General features: G+C 34.3%; 20 protein-coding genes. 7 read left to right on the top strand and 13 right to left on the bottom strand.

What is annotated here, in order from left to right:
- Nucleotides 1-3 precede the first annotated feature (3 nt).
- Nucleotides 4-1890, bottom strand: a complete 1887-nt coding sequence (locus ACFOWA_RS18805) for a S9 family peptidase (RefSeq protein WP_378988286.1) — start codon at nt 1888-1890, stop codon at nt 4-6.
- A gap of 232 nt (nt 1891-2122) precedes the next feature.
- On the opposite strand from ACFOWA_RS18805, the gene ACFOWA_RS18810 reads away from it, so the two are divergent.
- On the top strand, nt 2123-3946 hold the full coding sequence (locus ACFOWA_RS18810) for a tetratricopeptide repeat protein (protein WP_378988289.1): 1824 nt from the start codon (nt 2123-2125) through the stop codon (nt 3944-3946).
- Here the strand turns inward: ACFOWA_RS18810 and ACFOWA_RS18815 are convergent.
- Nucleotides 3943-4257: a hypothetical protein gene (locus ACFOWA_RS18815; protein WP_378988292.1), complete on the bottom strand. Its 315-nt coding sequence runs from the start codon at nt 4255-4257 to the stop codon at nt 3943-3945. The genes ACFOWA_RS18810 and ACFOWA_RS18815 overlap by 4 nt on opposite strands.
- 148 nt (nt 4258-4405) lie before the next feature.
- Between ACFOWA_RS18815 and ACFOWA_RS18820 the strand changes: the two genes are divergently transcribed.
- On the top strand, nt 4406-4705 hold the full coding sequence (locus ACFOWA_RS18820) for a DUF4286 family protein (RefSeq protein ID WP_378988295.1): 300 nt from the start codon (nt 4406-4408) through the stop codon (nt 4703-4705).
- Between the two features lie 37 nt (nt 4706-4742).
- On the opposite strand, the gene ACFOWA_RS18825 is transcribed toward ACFOWA_RS18820, so the two are convergent.
- The 3 genes from ACFOWA_RS18825 to dtd are packed head-to-tail and all read right to left on the bottom strand — an operon-like array spanning nt 4743 to nt 7063.
- Entirely contained in the window at nt 4743-5081 is a 339-nt protein-coding gene (locus tag ACFOWA_RS18825) for a nucleotide pyrophosphohydrolase (RefSeq protein ID WP_378988298.1), read from the bottom strand.
- Nucleotides 5071-6609 (bottom strand): glycosyltransferase family 39 protein, encoded by a 1539-nt coding sequence (locus ACFOWA_RS18830; protein WP_378988301.1) that lies wholly within the window; start codon nt 6607-6609, stop codon nt 5071-5073. The genes ACFOWA_RS18825 and ACFOWA_RS18830 overlap by 11 nt, the downstream gene beginning before the upstream one ends.
- Nucleotide 6610: 1 nt before the next feature.
- Nucleotides 6611-7063 (bottom strand): D-aminoacyl-tRNA deacylase, encoded by a 453-nt coding sequence (gene dtd, locus ACFOWA_RS18835; RefSeq protein ID WP_378988304.1) that lies wholly within the window; start codon nt 7061-7063, stop codon nt 6611-6613.
- Nucleotides 7064-7091: 28 nt separating this feature from the next.
- On the opposite strand from dtd, the gene ACFOWA_RS18840 reads away from it, so the two are divergent.
- The gene (locus ACFOWA_RS18840) at nt 7092-8117 is read left to right on the top strand and encodes a hypothetical protein (protein ID WP_378988307.1); all 1026 of its coding nucleotides are present in this window, start codon (nt 7092-7094) and stop codon (nt 8115-8117) included.
- A complete protein-coding gene (locus ACFOWA_RS18845) occupies nt 8083-10542 on the top strand; it encodes a hypothetical protein (protein WP_378988937.1) in 2460 nt (819 codons plus the stop codon). Before ACFOWA_RS18840 ends, ACFOWA_RS18845 begins: the two co-directional genes overlap by 35 nt.
- Nucleotides 10543-10643: 101 nt before the next feature.
- Here the strand turns inward: ACFOWA_RS18845 and rsgA are convergent, their stop codons facing one another.
- Nucleotides 10644-11564: a ribosome small subunit-dependent GTPase A gene (gene rsgA, locus ACFOWA_RS18850; protein ID WP_378988310.1), complete on the bottom strand. Its 921-nt coding sequence runs from the start codon at nt 11562-11564 to the stop codon at nt 10644-10646.
- 110 nt (nt 11565-11674) lie between these two features.
- Nucleotides 11675-12556 carry a carbohydrate kinase family protein gene (locus tag ACFOWA_RS18855; RefSeq protein WP_378988313.1) on the bottom strand — a complete coding sequence of 294 codons (882 nt, stop codon included), beginning with the start codon at nt 12554-12556 and terminating at the stop codon, nt 11675-11677.
- Nucleotides 12557-12642: 86 nt separating this feature from the next.
- On the opposite strand from ACFOWA_RS18855, the gene ACFOWA_RS18860 reads away from it, so the two are divergent.
- On the top strand, nt 12643-13068 hold the full coding sequence (locus tag ACFOWA_RS18860) for a YybH family protein (RefSeq protein ID WP_378988316.1): 426 nt from the start codon (nt 12643-12645) through the stop codon (nt 13066-13068).
- Nucleotides 13069-13108: 40 nt separating this feature from the next.
- Here the strand turns inward: ACFOWA_RS18860 and ACFOWA_RS18865 are convergent, their stop codons facing one another.
- From ACFOWA_RS18865 to hemW, 6 genes are all read right to left on the bottom strand, one after another.
- Nucleotides 13109-13723, bottom strand: coding sequence for a sugar O-acetyltransferase (locus tag ACFOWA_RS18865; RefSeq protein WP_378988319.1), 615 nt, complete (start codon nt 13721-13723; stop codon nt 13109-13111).
- A 149-nt stretch (nt 13724-13872) separates the two neighbouring features.
- Entirely contained in the window at nt 13873-14751 is an 879-nt protein-coding gene (locus ACFOWA_RS18870) for a cupin-like domain-containing protein (RefSeq protein WP_378988322.1), read from the bottom strand.
- A 180-nt stretch (nt 14752-14931) separates the two neighbouring features.
- Nucleotides 14932-15723: a DUF3050 domain-containing protein gene (locus ACFOWA_RS18875; protein ID WP_378988325.1), complete on the bottom strand. Its 792-nt coding sequence runs from the start codon at nt 15721-15723 to the stop codon at nt 14932-14934.
- 187 nt (nt 15724-15910) lie between these two features.
- Entirely contained in the window at nt 15911-16462 is a 552-nt protein-coding gene (locus tag ACFOWA_RS18880) for a fasciclin domain-containing protein (protein WP_123207348.1), read from the bottom strand.
- Nucleotides 16463-16771: 309 nt separating this feature from the next.
- Nucleotides 16772-17554 (bottom strand): SDR family oxidoreductase, encoded by a 783-nt coding sequence (locus ACFOWA_RS18885; RefSeq protein ID WP_378988328.1) that lies wholly within the window; start codon nt 17552-17554, stop codon nt 16772-16774.
- A 46-nt stretch (nt 17555-17600) separates the two neighbouring features.
- Complete coding sequence (gene hemW / locus ACFOWA_RS18890; protein WP_378988925.1) at nt 17601-18728, bottom strand: radical SAM family heme chaperone HemW; 1128 nt, start codon at nt 18726-18728, stop codon at nt 17601-17603.
- A 130-nt stretch (nt 18729-18858) separates the two neighbouring features.
- On the opposite strand from hemW, the gene ACFOWA_RS18895 reads away from it, so the two are divergent.
- Together ACFOWA_RS18895 and ACFOWA_RS18900 are read left to right on the top strand one after the other, a co-directional pair.
- On the top strand, nt 18859-19800 hold the full coding sequence (locus ACFOWA_RS18895; RefSeq protein ID WP_378988331.1) for a DUF4271 domain-containing protein: 942 nt from the start codon (nt 18859-18861) through the stop codon (nt 19798-19800).
- A gap of 14 nt (nt 19801-19814) precedes the next feature.
- On the top strand, nt 19815-20585 hold the full coding sequence (locus tag ACFOWA_RS18900; RefSeq protein ID WP_378988334.1) for a uroporphyrinogen-III synthase: 771 nt from the start codon (nt 19815-19817) through the stop codon (nt 20583-20585).
- The last annotated feature ends 15 nt before the right edge of the window (nt 20586-20600 follow it).

Genomic DNA, 20600 nt, shown 5'->3' on the forward strand with positions numbered 1-20600 from the left:
AATCTACTTCTTATCCAGGTTTTCTTGTAAAAAACCTTCAAGGGCTTTATATAATGCAGTTCTGCCTTGTTGCCTAAGTACAGGGTTTGGTCCTTCTTCTTTTTCGATGTAGGTTACAGGAACATTTCTTTTTTTAAGCTCTTTTACAAATTGTACACCTTGCGCAACATTTACACGTGGGTCTTTCGGGTTTTGAGCAATAAAAACGGGTGCCTTAAATCTATCTGCATGAAAAACCGGCGACGCAAAACGAGTGTAATCGGTGTCAGTTTCGGGGTTGCCAAAAATTTCGTAATACATTTGCAGGTTCGATTTTAAAAACGGCGGTATGGTTGTTAAATAGCTAAATAAACTAATTACACCAGAATTTGAACCACCACAGTTATAAATATCAGGATTTTTATACAAACAATTTAGCGCTATAAAACCTCCTAAACCGTTACCATAAATAGCGACTTTTTTAGGGTTAGCAATTTTTTTCTGAATTAACCATTTAACGCCATCGTTAACATCTTCTTGAATTTTATCGCTCCATTGTTTAAAACCGGCGGCATAAAACGATTTGCCATAACCCGATGAACCCCGATAATTAACCTGTAACACGGCGTAACCTCTATTTGCCAAAAATTGTACATCAGCATTATATCCCCAAGTGTTTCTTCCTCCTGGACCGCTATGTGGCAAAACCACTACGGGCAAATTGGTTGGTTTTTTACCATTAGGCAAGGTTAGGTAACCATTTATTGTTAACCCATCTCTACTTTTATAACTAATGGGTTTCATTTCACTCATATCTTTTTCATTGATAGAGGGATTTATATCGGCAAGTTTTTTTAGTTTATTTTGGCTAGAAACGTAAACATAATACGAACCTGGGTTTTTGTCGGTATAAGTACGTATCACAAACACATTGTCGTTTTTATCCTTATCCATTATTCGCCATTCCGTATTTGGCAAGAGTTTATCAATTGCTGCATACTTAACTTGCGTACTATCATCAAGATAATATTTTTCTTTCTTCCAGCTTTCGCAAGTCACAAAAATCATTTTCTTTTTTGCCTTCGAATATTTTGCATCAACAACATTTAATGTGTCATTTGCAAAAAGTACTTTTTTCTCCTTGCCCGATTTTAAATCTAAAGCAACCAAAGCATTTTTATCTCGATTAACATTCGAAATGGCAAAAAGCACATCCTTTTCGTTTTCCGAAAATGCAACAGGTTGTAGTGTAGTTTCAAAATTGTTGGTAATAACTGGCTTAAATGGCAAGCTTTCATTTTCACGATATAGCAAAGTTTCATTAACACCATCACTGGCCACGGCAATTTTTAAAATTCCTTTATTATCTGTAACCCATTCGGTAACATTGCCAGGGTTTTTTGCAGCAATGTCCATTTTACCAGTACGAACATTTAAACGGTAAACATCAAAAACAGTAGAATCTCTCTTGTTCGAAGCTACAATGATGTATTTATCATCAATAAGCTGATCCTCGATAACCCTTACTCTGGTTTTTTCGTTAGCACTTAATTGCTTTTGTGTTTTGCCATCTTTGCTTACAACAAATAAGTCTGATTTTCGCTCTTTAGATTCATCTTCTGTATAATAAATCAGTTCGTTATTGCTCGTCCAAAAGTAAAAACTAATGCTTTTTTCATTTAAATGAGTAAGCTGATTTATCACACCGGTTTCGATATTTTCTACAAATAAATCGAGTTTTTTATCTTGTAACTTAAGGTATGATAAGCTTTTACCGTCAGGCGAAACATGATAATAAGCTTTATCTTGTGTTCTAAAAAAGTTATCTACGGGTATAGTATTCTCCTCTTTGGTGCCCTTGCAAGCCCAAATAGAAGCCACTAAAACCAATAATAAAATTCTATTCCACATAAACAATTCCTTCGGGATACCAAAAATATAACAACCTTACAGTTTAACCATAAAATACAGTAACAATGTTACTTATTGTTTATTGCCTTAAACAACGATTGGTTACAATTTAGTATTTAAAATAAACACACAAAATAAAATACAGGTAACATTTAAAATACGTTTTATACCTGCCAATGCTTTAAGTAAATAGGTATTAAAATGTTACATTTAAATCTTTTAACTTGTGGATATGAAACGCAACATCTTCATCATTATTCTATTTTTCTGTATCTCTGCGAACGCACAAAACCTTCGGCAGAACAGGCAAATAATTCCTGATGAAAGTTCATTAGCCATACAATATTACCAAGAAGGCGATTACGAAAAGGCTGCTGTAATTTTTGAAAAACTTTTTCAAAGCCCAAATAATGAGGGTTACTTCGATATTTATTTTAACACTTTGCTAAAGCTGAAGAAGTATGATGTTGCCGAAAAAATTGTAAAAAAGCAAATTAAACAATCGCCTCAATCAGAGATGTATTCTATCGCTTTGGGCAAGTTATATCAAGAAAAAGGTGATGCTTCTGCTGCAAATAAAATTTTTACAGATGTAATTGCCAAAATGCCTAAAGATGAATTTAAAATTAGGATGCTGGCCAATAGTTTTTATCGTTTCGAAAATTATGAATATGCGATTCAAACCTTTAAACAAGGCAGGAAATTAATGAATGATGAAAAAGCTTTTGCCTATGAGCTTTTAAATATTTATAGGTTTAAAAAAGATAAACCTATGTTGATGCAGGAATACTTGGATATTCTACCTACAAATCCGCAACTATTGCCACAAGCTGAAGCCGTATTGGCCATGCTTTTTGAAGATAAATCTGATTATCAAACTTTCCAGGCAGGAATTTTAAAGAAAGTTCAGAAAGAACCTGATGCCGAAATTTATATCCAGCTATTAACATGGAACTACATTCAGCAGCAGGAATACGATATGGCATTGCGCCAATTAATTGCTTTTGATAAAAGAACAAAAGCCGATGGAGGCACTTTATTTAATGCAATTTACACGTTTGTAGATAATGGCGCATACGAAACAGCGATAAAGGCTTATGAATATTTACTAACCAAGGGTAAGGAAAACCAATACTATTTGCCTGCTAAAATTGAGATGCTCAATACAAAATACAGCATTCAAACCAAAGGAAAGTACGACGCTGCCAATTTGGATTTATTGGCTAAAGATTATCAAATTTTGTTAGATGAAAATGGCAAAAATAAAAACACGCTCTTTGCAATAAAAAAGCTGGCAACATTACAATCATACTATTTAAAACAGCCAGAAAAGGCTGAAGTTGCCCTTGAAGATGCTATTAAACTGCCCGGCATAAGTGCGGTAGAGGTTGGCCAACTAAAATTAGATTTAGGTGATATTTACATCTTAACAAACCAACCTTGGGAAGCCTTTTTGGTTTATGAACAAGTAAGTAAACAATTTGAAGGACAAGCCATAGGCAATGAGGCAAGATATAGAAGTGCAAAACTATCTTTTTATCAGGGTAATTTTGAGTACAGTAACAGCCAATGTTTGGTTTTAAAAGCGGCCACTTCACAACTAATTGCTAATGATGCATTAAACTTAAGCTTACTGATATCGGATAATATTCAAACACCTATCGATAGCAATGCACTTAAAATGTATGCAGATGCAGAGATGCTTATTTTCAGAAACTTACCTCAACAGGCCATAAAAAAACTAGATAGCATTTTAGTGAAATATCCTCAAAATGGTTTAGGCGATGCAATTTTAATGAGCAAGGCTAAAATTTTAATTAAAGCCGATGATTATGCCGAAGCGGCAGTAATATTAAAAAAGGTAACAGATGATTTTAAAGATGGCATTTGGACGGATGATGCTTTATTTACTCTTGCCGATTTGTACGAAAAGAAATTAAATAATATTGCCGAGGCGAAAATCTATTTTCAAAAATTGATAACCGATTACCCAGGCAGTATGTTTAGTGCCGAAGCAAGAAAAAGGTTTAGAAATTTGAGAGGTGATGGCGTTTAAGCTTCTTGCTTCTTCTTTTTATCGCGATAAGATGTCTCAATGGCAATTCCACTTTCTATGATAAAGGCATAAAAAGCCGAATTTATTACCAAACCTAAAAAGTACAGCCCAAGGTGAGAACCCAAAAAATTAAATAAGAAAGTATGCGTTGGGAACTGGAAAAATGAGTATAAATCGGCTAGCGTACGTAAAAATAAATTACTAGCAAAAACATGCCTGTCTTCTGATGCAAATGCAAAAAAGCAAACCATTGTTAAAAAGCCAATAATAACAAAAGCTTTGAAAAATCTGTAGAGACGAAAGTTTTCCATTTAGGGATGAAAAGATATTTTGTACTTAGACCTCTAAGTTCGAAAAATTTATGATTATCTGAACAATAAAAAAATATTTTAATCGCACAGCTACAACAAAATGATTATTGATTCTAATTTCGGCTAGCTTATTTTTTATCTTTGCACCATGTTATTATACAATGTTACTTTGATTTTAGATGATGCAGCTGCAAACGAATGGTTGCAATGGATGCAGGATGTTCATATACCAGAAGTAATGGCAACCGGTATGTTTGTGTCAAATCGACTTTTAAAGGTTTTAGATTCTCCAAATGAAGGTGTTACGTATTGTGCACAATATGTTGCAGAAAGCTTAGAGAATTACAACAATTACGTAGATAATTTTGCGCCAGCTCTGCAAGCAGATTTAAACGATAAGTTTAAAAATCGCTTTGTTGCTTATAGAACATTAATGGAATTTGTATAACCTTAGGATTATAGAAGGTTATATTCTACTTCAATTCTTAAATTTTAGAAGGATTTATCTTTTCATTATTTTTATGCCTGTCTGCATCACGGATGGTTTTCTTTTGAAGGTTTTTCTCTAAGGCATCTGTCAAATCAATTCCGGTCTGATTAGCAAGGCAAATTAATACAAATAGTACGTCCGCCATTTCATCCGCCAAATTCACCTCCTCATCACCTTTTTTAAATGATTGTTCTCCATACTTTCTAGCCATAATTCTGGCCACTTCGCCAACTTCCTCCATCAAGATTGCGGTATTGGTAAGTTCATTAAAGTATCTAATCCCTGTGGTGTTTATCCAGTTATCTACCGTTTGTTGCGCTTCGTTAATGGTCATGTTTTCTTTCTTGTATTTCTTGTTGTAATCTGCTATTAACATCTATTTTAGCACCTTGTAAAAGAAAAACTGCAGTACCTTTTTCTCTTGCATAAGGATTCTTCACCTCGCCAACTTTAATTATCTTATCAAACAAGGGTTGCTCTTTTTTCCTTTGCGGGTCTTCTTCGTTAATTTCTCGTACTAATATTAAATCTTTAATTGGCTTATCTATTTTAAACCAATACAGGTAATCAGCATTGTATGATACTGCATTGATATCCTTAAATTTCGAATAATAATTTATTGCACCAGCTTGTCCGTAATTATCTGTACGCACAACCACAGCCGATTTATCTTTAACCTTTGCATAAGCGATGTCTGTTAAATGAGCTAGTTCTTTCCAACCTTGCATATCTGCAAAGTCTTGTGGTAGGTTATGGTTTTCTCCATCTTCCCATCGTAAAGCGCCAACTCGCTCAAATCGATTGTGATTTTCTATGATTTTAACAGGCGAATAAACAGGCATAATAATAGGCGTAATGTACACGCACATGCCAACTATAAATACAAATAGAACCGTTCGTAAAGCATACTTTTTGGTAGAAATAATGCTAATAAATACACTTCCAAATGCCAGTAAAACCGGATATAAACTCAGAGCATAATAAGATTTTGCATTGAAATAACTGAAAATGATTAATGTAAAAATGTAAGTGAAAATTACCCATAGATGTTTACGAAATGGTTTGTAAATAGCAAAACCGACAAATGCAGCAACCAAAACAAAAATATCAGTTATAAAAAATAATATCTGCTCTTTAAAAAAGTCAGATCGCTTTACATGCACCAGTTGTGTTTCGGCAAGCTCTTGCATATGACTAATTACCGGGAAGTTGTGGTTTATTTGCCAGATAACATTTGGTGCAATGATTATTAGCGCCAATAGAATGGCGAAATATAGGTGCCTATTTGTAAAAATTGTGCGGTTTGGTGTAATTAATATTGCAGGCAACAAACCAAATACCAAGAACATAACATTGTATTTGTTCAAAAAACCCAGTGCAATCCAAACGGCGAAAGCATATAGGTAGTTAGGTTTATTATTTTCGTAATAACATAACAGGAAATAAAATATAGCTGTCCAGGCTAAAACATCAAAAGAGTTTGGCTGGTACAAAATGTTAATTCTTAGAAAAGCAGAAAAAATAAAAGCAACGGCTAGCAAGCATTTTGCAAATAGATTTCCTTTTAACTTATCAACAATAAGCCACCCAAAAACCATTGTTAACGCACCAAATAGCGTTGGCATAAATTTTACCCAAAAAACACCATTCCCTAGAAATTTTATGATCAATGAAAATAACGAAGTTAGTGGAGGAACAGAAGTATAACCAGCGGCAAGGTGATTGGCTTGGTCGAGGTGTAGAAATTCATCACGGTGAAGTTCGTAAACCGAGTTAGCTAATGCATAGCTTAAAATAAATTTTAGGAGAACAAATCCGATAAGTGAAGCCCGCTCAATCAAAAGAGAATTACTGTTCTTCATTTTATTCTTTGTTTTTAGTATCGATTAAAATCGTTACTGGTCCATCATTTAGTAAGCTGATTTTCATATCTGCCCCAAAAATTCCGGTTTCAACTTTTTTGCCTAGCAAAGCAGAAAGTTTAATAATCATTTGCTCGTACAGGGGAATAGCTACAATGGGTTTTGCTGCTCTGGTAAAACCTGGTCGGTTACCTTTTTTGGTGGCAGCAAATAATGTGAACTGGCTGATTAGTAAAATGCCGCCATCAACATCGGCCAGTGCCTTATTCATTAAATCGTTTTCATCAGAAAAAACCCGCATCCCAACTATTTTTTGCGCAAGCCAATCTAAATCGTCTGTTGTATCAGCATCTTCAATGCCCAACAAAACCAAAAAGCCCGTATTTATTTGTCCTGTTACTTCGCCATTAACAACGCAACTAGCTTGTGTAACTCTTTGTAAAACTGCCCGCATTTTAACTACTTTTGGGAATTAGATTGATATGCGCAAGATAAGTATTTTACTATTTATTACACTTTTATTTACCACTTGCAAACCTAAGTTTGCCGTACATACTACTTTCTATTTTTGGCGAACAGTTTATAAAAATCAAATTGCAGAAACCACAATACTAAATGATTTTAAATCGAAATCAATTTATGTGCGCATAATGGATGTAGATTTAAATGCCATTACACAAGAACCTGCTCCGGTTTCTCCGATAACTTTTGATGATGCTTTGCCAAAACAAACCGATATTATTCCGGTGGTTTATCTGGTTAATAATATTTTTAATAATTTAACCGAAGCGCAAAGCAGATTATTGGTAAGCCGAATTGCAAAATTTGTTAATGCAAAAGTTAATCAGGCTGGTAAAAGTAATTACAAAGAAATTCAAATAGATTGCGATTGGACAAAGAACACAAGAGATAAATACTTTAGTTTTCTAAAGCAGTTCCAATCTAATCCTTTATTAAAAGGTAAAGAGGTTTCGGTTACGCTACGCTTACATCAGGTAAGAAATTTGGTGTCAAGTGGTATTCCGCCAGTAAAAAAGGTTATGCTTATGTGTTATAATATGGGTAATTTACGTAAATATGGTACTCAGAATTCTATTCTGGATATGCAAGAAATGCAAACTTATCTCAAAAATGAGTTAGATAAATATCCCCTTAAAATGGATGTTGCTTTGCCGCTTTTTAGTTGGGCCGTTGTTTTTAGAAAAGAAAAATACGCAGGTATTTCGAGGCAAATAAATAAAAAAAAATTAAGTGATAAAAAGCTTTTTAAAAGGAGAGGAAACACCATTCTATATGATTTGCTAATTGATTATCCTCAAGCCGGGTTAAAAAATGGCGATGTTATTAGGTGGGAAGAAATTTCGGTTGATGATCTGATTGCAACTTCAAAATTTTTATCCCGATATTTAAAGCCGGAAGAACGAAATCTCGTATTCTATCATCTCGATAATGACCTTTTAAAAATATTTAAACATGACGACCTTCAAAAAGTTATCGATAATTTTTAGTGCCTTTGTTTTTGCATATTTTGCCGAAATCGCAGTTAATTTAGCTTGTGGAGGCGAAGTTGATCCATACGATTATTATGTTTCGTATTTTCATAATAACACACAGGGTGATGAATATACTTCGTTTGCATTTACTGAAATGGCTTATTTATATAGCGAAGATAATGTAGCAAATGAAGCCGAAATAAACAGTAGGGAATGGGCAAAATACCTCGACGTTAATGAAAAAGACGTGTATAAAGTGATGTACCATGTAGATAGCGCAACAAGTGTTAAACTTGCTAGCTATAATGGAAAATCAATAAATGAATTGCCAGATAGTTTGCATAATAACAGCTATTTATTAGCACTAACCAAAAACAAAGATGCACTAAACTATTATACTTTTGCTAAAAGTTGCGAGCCTTTGGCCAATGCTAGCTGGAATGACTGGAACCCTGAACCTCGGGATTCTACAACAATGGAAACCAAAGCAAAGGAAGCATTAAAGTTAACCTTGGCAGAAGATGATGATTTCCTAAAATTGCGTTATGCTTATCAATCGGCAAGAATGTTTCATTATTCCGGAAATTATAAAGATTGCAAAATGGTTTACGAAAAATATGTAAAGCCATTAAAAAGCAATAGTGCTGTTAAAGGCTGGGCCGAAGCTTTGTATGCTGGTTCGGTACGGAAATTAGGTAACGCTGAAGAGTCAGCTTATATTTTTACTAAAGTTTTTGCAAGTAATCCTGAGCGTAGAACACAAGCTTATAAAAATTACTATTATACAAGTTCGCCTGTAAGTGGGCCTTTAAAGTATGCGAAAAATAACAATGAGAAAGCAAATATCTGGGCGATAAATGGTTTTGGCAATTCTGAAGCAGACCTAGAAAGTTTACAAAAGGTATATCAATACAATCCTAAAAGTTTATTAAATGGTGCTCTTTTGGTTCGTGAAATTAACAAGCTAGAGCAAGATTTAATTAAAGATAATGATATAGCAAAAATTGGCTACAATTATTATTTTTCCGATAGTGGAAATGGTAAAAAATATGAAGACAGTGTGCGGAATTTAAATCTGAAACATTTGAATCAAATCAAAGATTTTGCTATTAAACTTGCTGCTGAAAAGAAATATCCTCAACCAGAATTGGGTACATTAACGGCTTCTTATTTATCGTGGATGGAAAATAAGGATTTACTTGCTTCAAATTATCTTAAAACATTAAATCCAGATAGGCTTCCAGAAAAACTTCTTAATCAGTATCGCATTGTTGATTTATTGATTAAGTCGAAAAATATTAAGAAGGGCAATCCATTTAATGAGAACGAATTATTGCCAACCCTTAAATGGCTTGATGTGAAACGATTTGACGAAAACGAAGAGCAACTTAAAAATCAAAATTATTATTACAACAGGACAGGCAACGCAAATAGCCGGTTTACCACTACCACTCGAAATTTTTATCAGCAAATTTTAGCCCCAGCTTATATGAAAATGGGCGATACTGCCAAAGCAGCTTTGGCAATGGTTAAGGGCGATTTAAAATATAAGACTTTGTATGAGAACTCATTGTTTAAAAACATGAGCTACCAAACAACAACTTTTTGGCAGAAATACTTAAGTCCGAAAAGTATGCAGAAGCTAGCTGTTTTTAAGAATGCAAAACCCGAAAATGATGTTAGTGGATTGCTTACTAAAGCCCTAAACTTATTAAAGGACGATGATTTTTATGAGCTTTATGGAACAACTTATTTACGTACACATCAGTACGATAAGGCTGTTCAAATGTTCAATAAAGTTTCGGCGAATTACAAATATTTTAGCCCGGAAAATTGGTATGCAAATGAGGAAGAAAGTAAGCTATATGCCAATCCTTTTATAGAAACAATTAATGACTTCCCTAAAAAATATGGTTCTGCTAAAAAGCTAATTAATAAAAAGGGTTTCGCTACAGAAATGTTGCGCTTGCAAAAACTGACTTTGACAGATAAGAAAAATGCTGCACTTTATTTCTATAAAATGGCCAATGCGGTTTATCAAACTGGTTATTATGGAAATAGCTGGTTTTTGATTAGCTACGATTGGTCATCATACGATAACAGTAGTGCTGCAAAATTTAGTTATGATGTAGATTACAAAAAAGCCCAAACCGCAAAAACATGGTATTTAAAGGCGAGGGCATTAAGCACCAATGCTGATTTTAAAGCGAAATGTACTTTTATGTTGGCTAAATGTGCGCAGAAACAAATCATTATGAATTACACCATGGTTTCTTTCAGTTACTATGATGTAAAGGATGTGAAATATCAAAACTTTTTAACCGCAAACTATCAAAACCCATATTTTAAAGAATTAAAACTTAAGTATGCTAAAACTCCATTTTATGCTACCGCTGCTGGTGAATGTAGCTATATGAAGGATTTTATTGCCAGAAAGTAAAAAGATTAAAGCTGAAAGACTAAAAAACCCTAAACTAAAAACCAGGTCGACTGTGATGTTATAATCATAGTCAATTTCGCTTTAGTCTTTAGTCTTTAAGCTTAATGCCTTGTATCATTACCATGGTAAATGCTCAGGTAACTTTCATATCTCGAAACGGCAATGTCTCCTTCGTTTACAGCTTCCAAAACTGCGCAGCCTGGTTCATTTATGTGCCTGCAATTGTTAAAGCGACAATCGTGTGAGGTTTTAAAAATCTCTCTAAAGAAATGCCCGAGTTCTTCTTTTTCAATATCAATTACGCCCAGTTCTCTTATTCCAGGGGTATCAACTATAAAACCACCTTGTGGCAGTTCGAACATTTCTGCGAAGGTTGTTGTGTGTTGCCCTTTATCGCTCCAATCAGAAACTTCACCCGTTCGTAAATCTCTATCAGGCAACAGAGCATTGATCAAACTAGATTTTCCTACACCAGAGTGACCAGAAATTAAGGTGATTTTATCGGTAATTAACTCTTGTATAAGTTCTATGTTGATGCCTTTTAGTGCTGAAACCTCGTAGCAAGGATAGCCGATGGTTTGATAAATTTCTTTAAAATCTTGTAGAATTTCTAAACCTTCTTTACTAAACAAATCCAGTTTATTAAATACTAAAACAGCAGGTACATCATAAGCTTCAGCGGTAACCAAAAACCTATCAATAAAGCCTAACGATGTTCTTGGAGATGCTAAAGTAACCAGCAAAATCGCCATGTCGAGGTTGGCTGCCAGAATTTGAGCTTGCTTACTTAAGTTAATTGATTTACGGATAATGTAGTTTTTGCGGGGCAGCATTTCATTAATCAAACCTTGATTGCTGTCTTTTTCCAAATCAAATTTCACTCGATCGCCAACCGCAATTGGATTGGTTGTTTTAATTCCTTTGATTCTGAATTTCCCTACAATACGGCAGTTGTAACGCTCGCCATTATCGGCCAAAACGTTGTACCAACTCCCCGTAGATTTAATAACTAAGCCCTGCATATTTGGCGTAAAGGTAATAATATGATTTTACTGATTACACATATTGTTTTGTTAATAGGCTTTGTAAAATGATTGGAAAATGATGGTTGGTAGGTAGACTTCAGTCCCATCTACCCCAAAGCCATGCTATAAATCTTCTTATTATACTCAGGATTTGCTCCAGCTTGCGAAGCCACAAATGCACCTACTTTACAGGCATTATCTAAAATGGTTTCCATGGGATAACCTTGTAAATGGCAAGCTATAAAAGTCGCCAGGAAAGCATCACCCGCACCAACTGTATCTACAACCTGAACTTTATATCCATTATGCTTAAATAATTTGCCGTCTTTTAAAACACAGGCACCTTTATCGCCCAGCGTTAAACAAATAATTTCTATGTTAAATTGTGTAGATAATTGCTTCAAAATTTGCTCATCGTTATTGCCTGTTAACCCAAAAGCATCACGAACCCAAATAATTTCATCTTCATTAATTTTTAAAATATCTGCTTTGTTTAGAAGCTGCCCAATTAATTCTTTCTCATAAAATGGGGCACGAAGATTAATATCGAAGATTTTAATTTTTGCGCTTTCTAGCAAGGTTAAAATGGTTTGCTTGGATTGCTCTTCACGACAGGTTAAACTACAATATACAAAAGCATCAGCTTGCTTTACTGCCGCTATAATTTCATCAGTAATTTTTATATCATCCCAGGCAACTGGTTGTTTTATGGTGTAAGTGGCTTGATGTTTCTCATCCAATTGAACAACAACAGTGCTGGTTGGCAATAGCTTATTTACCTGAATCAGTTTGGTTGGAAACTGATTGCTTGCTAGAAAAGTTAAAAGTTCTTTTCCGTTATCATCATCACCAACGGCACTTATAAAACTACTTTCAATACTTTGTTTATGAAGATTGAGCGCAACATTCATACTAGAACCGCCAGCTTTTTTGCCTTCGGGGAAAACATCCCAAAGGATTTCGCCTATTGTGATAACTTTATTTTGCATAGATTAAAATTGAAAATGTAAAGAAACAATTTTTATGCATGGAACGAAATAATTTGTTTTATATCTTTACTAAAAGACCCTTAAACATGAAAAAATTTTTAATCATCGCCTTTTTACTGATTTCATACTCGGCGATTGCGCAGACTTCAAAAGATAAACAAACCATACTCAATGTGTTGGAAAAACAAAGAGGAGAGTGGAATAAGGGAAACCTGGAAACCTTTATGGATGCTTATGTAAAAAGTGATAGTTTACTATTTGTAGGCAAAAGCGGACCGACATACGGTTGGCAAAAAAACTTTGAAAACTATCAAAAGAGTTATCCAGGTAAAGCAGGAATGGGATTTTTAACTTTTGGAATAAAGAAAATAGATTTTTTGAATAAGGATGTTGCTTTTGTATTAGGCAGCTGGCATTTAAAGCGAGAAAAAGATGAGCCTCAAGGGTATTTTACCTTACTGTTTAAAAAACTTAATGGAGAATGGAAAATTTTTGTAGATCATTCGAGCTAAGAGAGATGTAAATTGAGAGTTCAAAATAATTCTGGAATTACTACTCGCCCAATTTAAAATTCTTATAATAAAAATCTTTATCCTCATCGGTAATCTGGCGAATTACACGACATGGGTTGCCTGCTGCGAAAACATTATCCGGAACATCTCTTGTAACCACGCTTCCGGAGCCAATTACCACGTTCGAGCCGATTTTAACTCCAGGATTTATCACCACGTTTCCACCAATCCAAACGCTATTGCCAATGGTAATTTCTTGTGCCCATTCGTGTTCCTGATCTCGCAGGTGTGCATGTATTGGATGACCGGCTGTGTAAATTGCTACATTTGGTGCAATAAAAACGCTATTGCCAATGCTCACTTTAGCGCAATCTAAAATTACAAGGTTAAAGTTTGCGTAAAAATTATCACCAATCTCAATGTTATATCCATAATCACAACGAAATGGTGGTTCGATGTAAAACATCTTTTCGGTTTTGCCGAATAATTTTTTTAATAATTCCTTTCGCTGCTTAATAAATTTTGGGGCGAGGTTGTTAAACTCAAAAATCACTTCGCGGGCTTTTAATCGTTCTTTAGATAGTTCTGCATCGCCAGCTTGATAAGCTTTTCCCGCAAGCATTTTTTGCTTCTCTGTAAGTATTGTAGGTTCCATTTAATGTGCTAATAATTATCGAATTTATAAAAGATTATCAAATTCCATCTATCAATTAAAAAGTCATTTTATAAAAACGAAGTAAATTCACGCAAAAAAAATGGGGCTACCATTACCGATGCCCCGTTTTTTTAATCAATATAGCTAAATTAAGGTTTGCCTTTTGCTAAAGCATGCTCTGCAATTTTTACAGCTTTCTTTTCTCTCCAATAGGCATATTTTTCTTTAAAGGTCATTTTAATTAAACTATCAATCGCACCGTGAGTAAATAAACTCCAAACACTTGCAACTTTTCTGGTAATCGATTGGTCCCAGGCACGTAAGCTTAAAGAGAATGAACCATCCAAATATTTCATCCAATGCCACATTCCGGTTGGCATAAATAAAGTATCACCATGCTCTAAAAAAACTTCATAACCTTCCACACCATTTAATGCTGGGAATTTCTTAAAATCGGGGTTTGCAACATCATAATCTTCTAAAGCATAAGTGGCGTTCGGTAAGCAGTAAAGCCTATCTTTCCACTTGTTATCAAACAAAACAATGTGTTTTCTGCCACCAAAATGAGTATGGAAAATATGAGGTAAATCGATATCATAATGTAAAAACGTTACCGAATTAGAGCCGCCAAAAAACATTGCCGGCATGCTTTCTATAAAGCCACCCATTAAATCTTTAGGTATTTTAATATCGTTAATTAAACTTGGCACTTTCTTAAATAAATTGAAGAAAAAAATCCTCAATTCTGTAGGTTCGCGTTTAATTAAATCAAGGTAATCGCCAAACTTCATGTGTGCAGTAGCTGCATTAATTGGCTTCGATGGGTCGGCTTTAGAGTTATCATATAAAGGCACTTCTAAATTACCGCCAATTTCTTTCAAATATTCAGTAGTCCATTTTTCTCTCGCTGGCCAATCTTTAGTTAAGCCTCTGATTACTAATGGTTTTTTGGTTTTCAGATAATTTTTTTTGAAATCTTCGGGAGTAATATTCTCGACGATATCTACAGGTTTTAATATGAAACTCATGCGTTTTAAATCGGTTATTTATTGCCGAATAACAAATGTGTAAATTTTATTTTACAAATAATATAAGTTGAATAAAATGTGACGCAAATTCGTAACTGCTGTAAAGCATTCAGATTAAAAAAGTTATTACTCTACCAACATTGAATAATCTAACAATTCAACTTTAAAGCAATATGATAATTATACTGTTGTCATTACTTTTCTGCCTACAATTTCTGCGTAAGCAGCATCCCATAAATCAATGCGTTTTTGCAAGGCTTGCTTGGTTGTTTCTTCAGCTTCTAACCAAAAGCGTTCATCTTTTTCACAAAGTTTTTCTGTCATTGCTAAAGCCAAATGGCTATGATGGTCGCCATCAACTTCGATGTGTCTTTCCAAATAATATTTAAAAATCGAAACCTTATCTGGTTGTGTACTATTTAAATCGTTAACCATGCTAAAAAACATGTTTGGAATTAAATCCTCTCGGCCGAAGGTAAAACTTGCTGCCTGCAGGTAGGTTTTTCCGCTGTTGATGGTTTCGAAAGTAGAGCGAACAAAACTTCTTGCGGCTTCTGGTACTGAGGCCAGTTCAAAAGCCATATCAAAATCCCTTCCGTTTTTTACCGAGGTTAAAAAATTGTTAATCGCATCGGTGTTTGCACCGCACTGTTCCATTGCATCTAAATACAGTTCGAAATGGCTTTTAATAGTACCGTTGGCATCTACATCACTTTCCTCACCAGCAACAATCTCATTAATTAATTGTCTGGTTACTGCATCGCCAACCGGGAACCAGGGCAAAGTTGTGCAGGTCAAGTTTATCTGTAAAGCTTTAAGTAACGACATAAAATCCCAAACGGCATAAATATGATGTTCCATAAATATCTGCAAATCTTCTAATTCGCTAATTTCAGAATATACCTTGTGGTTAACAATTTGTTGTCTTAATGGCTCTATATTTTGTTGAATTTTTATAATGTTGGGATGCATATCAATTTGATAAAAATTTTATTACGCTTTTATTTTCGGTGTAAAAATACCTACTTCTGCGGCTTGTTTCGCTGCAAACTAAAAACCTGAAAAACAGCTGACAAATTGTTCAGCAGTCGATTAATTTTCCACAAAAAAAACGTTCCTGCAAAGCAGAAACGTTTAATCATTATAGGGATGTGAAATATTATTGTGGCATTAAAACAGTATCAATCACGTGGATTACACCATTTGATTGATTAACATCTGCAATGGTTACAGTACTCATACCACCTTTAGCATCAGTTAACATCAATTTGTTACCCATCATGTGTGCAGATAATTTTTCGCCTTCTACAGTTGTAAGTTCTGCTTTACCACCACCAGCTTTAATTGCTTTAGCAATTGCTTTGCTATCCATTTTACCAGCAACAACGTGGTAAGTTAAAATTTTGGTTAAAGTAGCTTTGTTTTCTGGTTTCACTAAAGTTTCTACAGTGCCTGCAGGTAATTTTGCGAAAGCTTCGTTTGTAGGTGCGAAAACTGTGAACGGACCAGCACTTTTTAAGGTTTCTACCAATCCTGCTGCTTTAACTGCTGCAACAAGTGTAGTGTGGTCTTTTGAATTTACTGCATTGTCAACAATGTCTTTAGTTGCATACATTTCTGCGCCACCAACCATCGGATTTTTTTGAGCGTAAACTTGACTTGTAAATGCCATAGTAACAACGGCAATTGCTGATAGGATTAATTTTTTCATTATTTCTAATTTTTAAGTTTCTGTTATTTGCACTCATGTACGACGACTAACAGCTGCTTGGATTTTTAGAAGCAGAAAAAAAAATATAATCAATTAATAATGAGGCCTTTAAAATTCAAGGAAAAAGTGCTGTGGTAATTCTTAGGATAAATCAGTCCGTCTTTCCGCTAAATCTTTTTTGGGAATGCATTACAGTTGCGGCAATTTCTGCACCAAAAAAGTATACCGCTGCAATACGGTTTATAAACATAAGCTTGTGCACATTACTCAATTTTCCGTACCAGTTGGCTTTGGTAAGTTTGTAATTGGTTAGGTTACCTTTGCAGCTCTAACTTTTGTCGAAAAATAAGCTGGGAAAAATCGTTTTAAGAATATGGCTTTAGTCTCTTTTCCGCCAATGTAAACTTCTTCTTTTTTGGCTTTTACAGCTGCAACAATTTCGTTTGCACATTGCTCGGCACTCATTCCATTAGCCTGCGCATCATCCATAGTTCCTTGTTCTGTACCATTTGCAGTTAAAGCCTTTACCGATACTTTAGTTTTTATAAAACCCGGACAAACAATCGTAATATCTATGTTTTTATCATAAACTTCTGAACGTAGTGAATCGAAATATCCGTGTAATGCATGTTTAGAAGCAGCATAAGCCGAGCGTAATTTTGTGCCGAATTTGCCAACTAAGCTACTTACAACCACAATTTGCCCTCCTCCATTTTTTATCATCAATGGTAAAACAGCCTTGCTTAATACTACTGTTCCCCAAAAGTTGGTGTTCATAATTTGTTGTTCGGTTTCAATCAATGTGTCTAAAGCTAAACCACGTTGACTAACGCCTCCCGAATTAATAAGCAAATCTATTTTTCCGAAAATTTTAATTGCATCCTCTGCTTTGGTTTGCAGCATCGATGTTTCACTTAAATCAAGGGGTAAAACATGTACGTTAAAAGAATTTTGACAATTTCCTTTCACTCTAAACAATTCATCACGATTGCGAGCAGAAATAATTAATTTATCTCCAGCCTTGAAATAATTGTAAACTAAAGCTTCGCCAATTCCTGATGAAGCACCAGTAATCCATACAATCTTCGACATATTTATTAATTATTGAAAGGTTATATTACTTGTAAAATTCATTTTTCTATGCTACAATAAATAATTCTGACGCAATGTGGTCGGCAAATAGTTTTCCATTTTGGCTTAACTTAATTTTTTCTCCATCCAGTATTAGCCAATCTTTATCTTCAAAACTACGGAGATTATGTTTCGTCTCCTCATAAAAATCCTTGCCAAAGTCTGATTTAATTTTTTCTAAATCCGTTCCCCACATGGTTCTAAGAGAAGTCATGATGTATTCGTTAAATTGGTCGTTCAAACTTAATTCTTCAACTAGCTCTGGTAATTTGTTTCGTTCTAATTGCTTCATATAAAGCGAATTATCTGCCGGATTCATGTATCGGTTCTGCCCGTCAAAACCATGTGCAGATGGGCCTATACCAATATAATTAACACCTTTCCAATAATTAGTATTGTGAACGGCGTAAAAATTGGGTTTGGCAAAATTTGAGATTTCGTAATGTTCAAATCCTTCTTCTAGCAACTTATCCATCAAAATCACAAATTGCCCGGCACTTTGGCTATCGCTAACAGGGCTTTGCTTTTTAGTTTTAATGGCATGAGCTAGGGCTGTTCTTGGCTCTACAGTAAGTGCATAAGCCGATATATGCGGAACTTCCAGTTCTATCGCTTTATTTATATTGCTTAGCCATTTGGCATCTGTTAAAAGTGGGTAGCCATAAATCAAGTCCAAAGTAAGGTTTTCAAAGCCCGCATCCTGACTTCTTTTAATGCAGTTTTCAGCTTCATCAGCATTATGCGCCCTGTTCATCCAAATCAAATCCTCATTAAAAAAAGATTGAACACCAACACTGAAACGATTAACGGGCATTTGCTTTAATTCTTTTAGTTTTTGTGCGGTTAAATCATCTGGATTGGTTTCGATGGTAATTTCTGCATTTGCATCAACCGAAAATGTGCTATTTATGGCATCAAAAATTTTTTGTAGGGATGATTGAGATAGGATAGAAGGCGTCCCACCTCCAAAATAAATACTTCCAACCTGGCCAGAAATTCTATCCTTTTTCATCTTTATTTCCTTGCAAATCGTTTCAACCATTTCATCAGCATATTTTAGAGAAGTGCTAAAATGAAAATCACAATAGTGGCAAGCTTTCTTACAGAAGGGAATATGGATATAAATACCGGACATTTGGCAAAGATACGCCATTATCTAAACCATTTATTTTGTTTAGGTAAACAATGATTATTCGATTACTTTTGCAACATTAATTTCGTTTTAACAGATGCAGAGATTCTTTTTAATTTTATTCGCGTTTTTATTGTCTGCTGATTTTATTGCAGCGCAACAAATTCCGGTTAAGGTTGATTCTAATGCAGTTGTTAAATATCAGTACAGGCGTTATCGTGTAGATTCTGCAACTCTTGCAAAACAAATTTTTGTTACTGATTCCATCATTCGTCATACCTGGGTTTTGCCAGATAGTTTGATTAACAAAAGTGCATTGCTGGATAGTGTTGAGAAAGAATTTATGTTTCCAAGTTTGGATTTGTTGGGTTGGCAAAAGAAATATAAAGATTATAAAAAGAAGGAAAATCCATATCAATTGGGCCGCTCTATTCCTAAAGGAAATGTTTGGCTGCTAGGATTTATTTTTATAATGTTGGTTGTATTTGCGATTTTGAAAAACGCTTTCTCTAAACAACTTTTCGCAATTATAGAATCTTTTTATAGCAATCGAATCTTAAACAACATAAATAAAGAAGATAACTTATTCAGTTCCTGGCCTTTTTTACTTTTATTTATACAATTCGGATTCATTTTAGGAATGTTTTTTTTCCTCGTAGCTCAATATTATGATATGTATCAGGCTAAAGATGGATTTAAGTTTTTCTTTAGTATATCTATTCTCATTATCATATTTTACGCTTTAAAATTGATAATTTTAAGATTTTTGGGTTATCTTTTTAATATACAAAGACCTGTAAATGAGTATATTTCAATATTGTATTTAAGTTATTTTAATGCTTCTTTGCTATTTATACCGCTTGTAATAGCGTTTGCGTTATCTCCACTAAAGTATGGTGCCATTTATATAGGTTTAGCTATTTTACTATTAGTCGTAATATTTGCCTTCCAACTCTTACGTGCCGGAATCACAATACTTTCTAACAATAAGTTTTCCAAAATGCATTTATTTTTGTACTTTTGCGCCCTCGAAATATGTCCCGTTTTAATACTAATTAAAACGATAGGATTGTAGCTGAAAAAAGGAAAATGCAAGAAAAGAACGACTCTAGAATCCGTAAAGTAAAAAGTATTTTAGTTACTCTACCGAAACCTGAAACTGAGAAATCTCCCTACTATGATTTAGCCAAAAAACATAACCTTAAAGTAGATTTTAGATCATTTATTCATGTTGAAGGTGTGCCTGCACGTGATTTTAGAAAGGATAAAATAAACTTAGGAGATTTTACAGCCGTTATTTTTACTAGCCGAAATGCTGCAGACCATTTCTTTAGAATTTGTGAAGAAATGAGGTATGATGTGCCTGCAGAATTAAAATATTTTTGTCTTTCAGAAACAATCGCATTGTATTTGCAGAAATACATTCAGTATAGAAAGCGTAAGATTTTCTTTGGAAAACAAACTGCTTCCGATTTAGCTGAAGTATTAAAAAAACATGCCAACGAAAAGTTTTTATATCCATGTTCTGATGTAGCTACTGAAGATACCATGAAATTTTTGGAGAAAAGTGGTTATGATTTCACACCTGCAGTATTGTTTAAAACTGTGGTAAGCGACCTTTCTGACTTAGCCGAGGTGTTCTATGATGTCATTGCTTTTTTTAGTCCATCGAGTATCCAATCATTATTTAAAAATTTTCCTAACTTCCAACAAAATAATACTAGAATTGCAGCGTTTGGAGTTAATACAAGTAAAGCTGTAACGGATTTAGGCTTAATTGTTGATATTGCTGCCCCAACACCAGGCGTATCTTCGATGACTATGGCTATTGAAAATTACATTAAAGTATCCAATAAATAAGATTCCCTCTAAATT

It is taken from the genome of Pedobacter lithocola (assembly GCF_042650845.1).
GTDB classification, from domain to species: domain Bacteria; phylum Bacteroidota; class Bacteroidia; order Sphingobacteriales; family Sphingobacteriaceae; genus Pedobacter; species Pedobacter lithocola.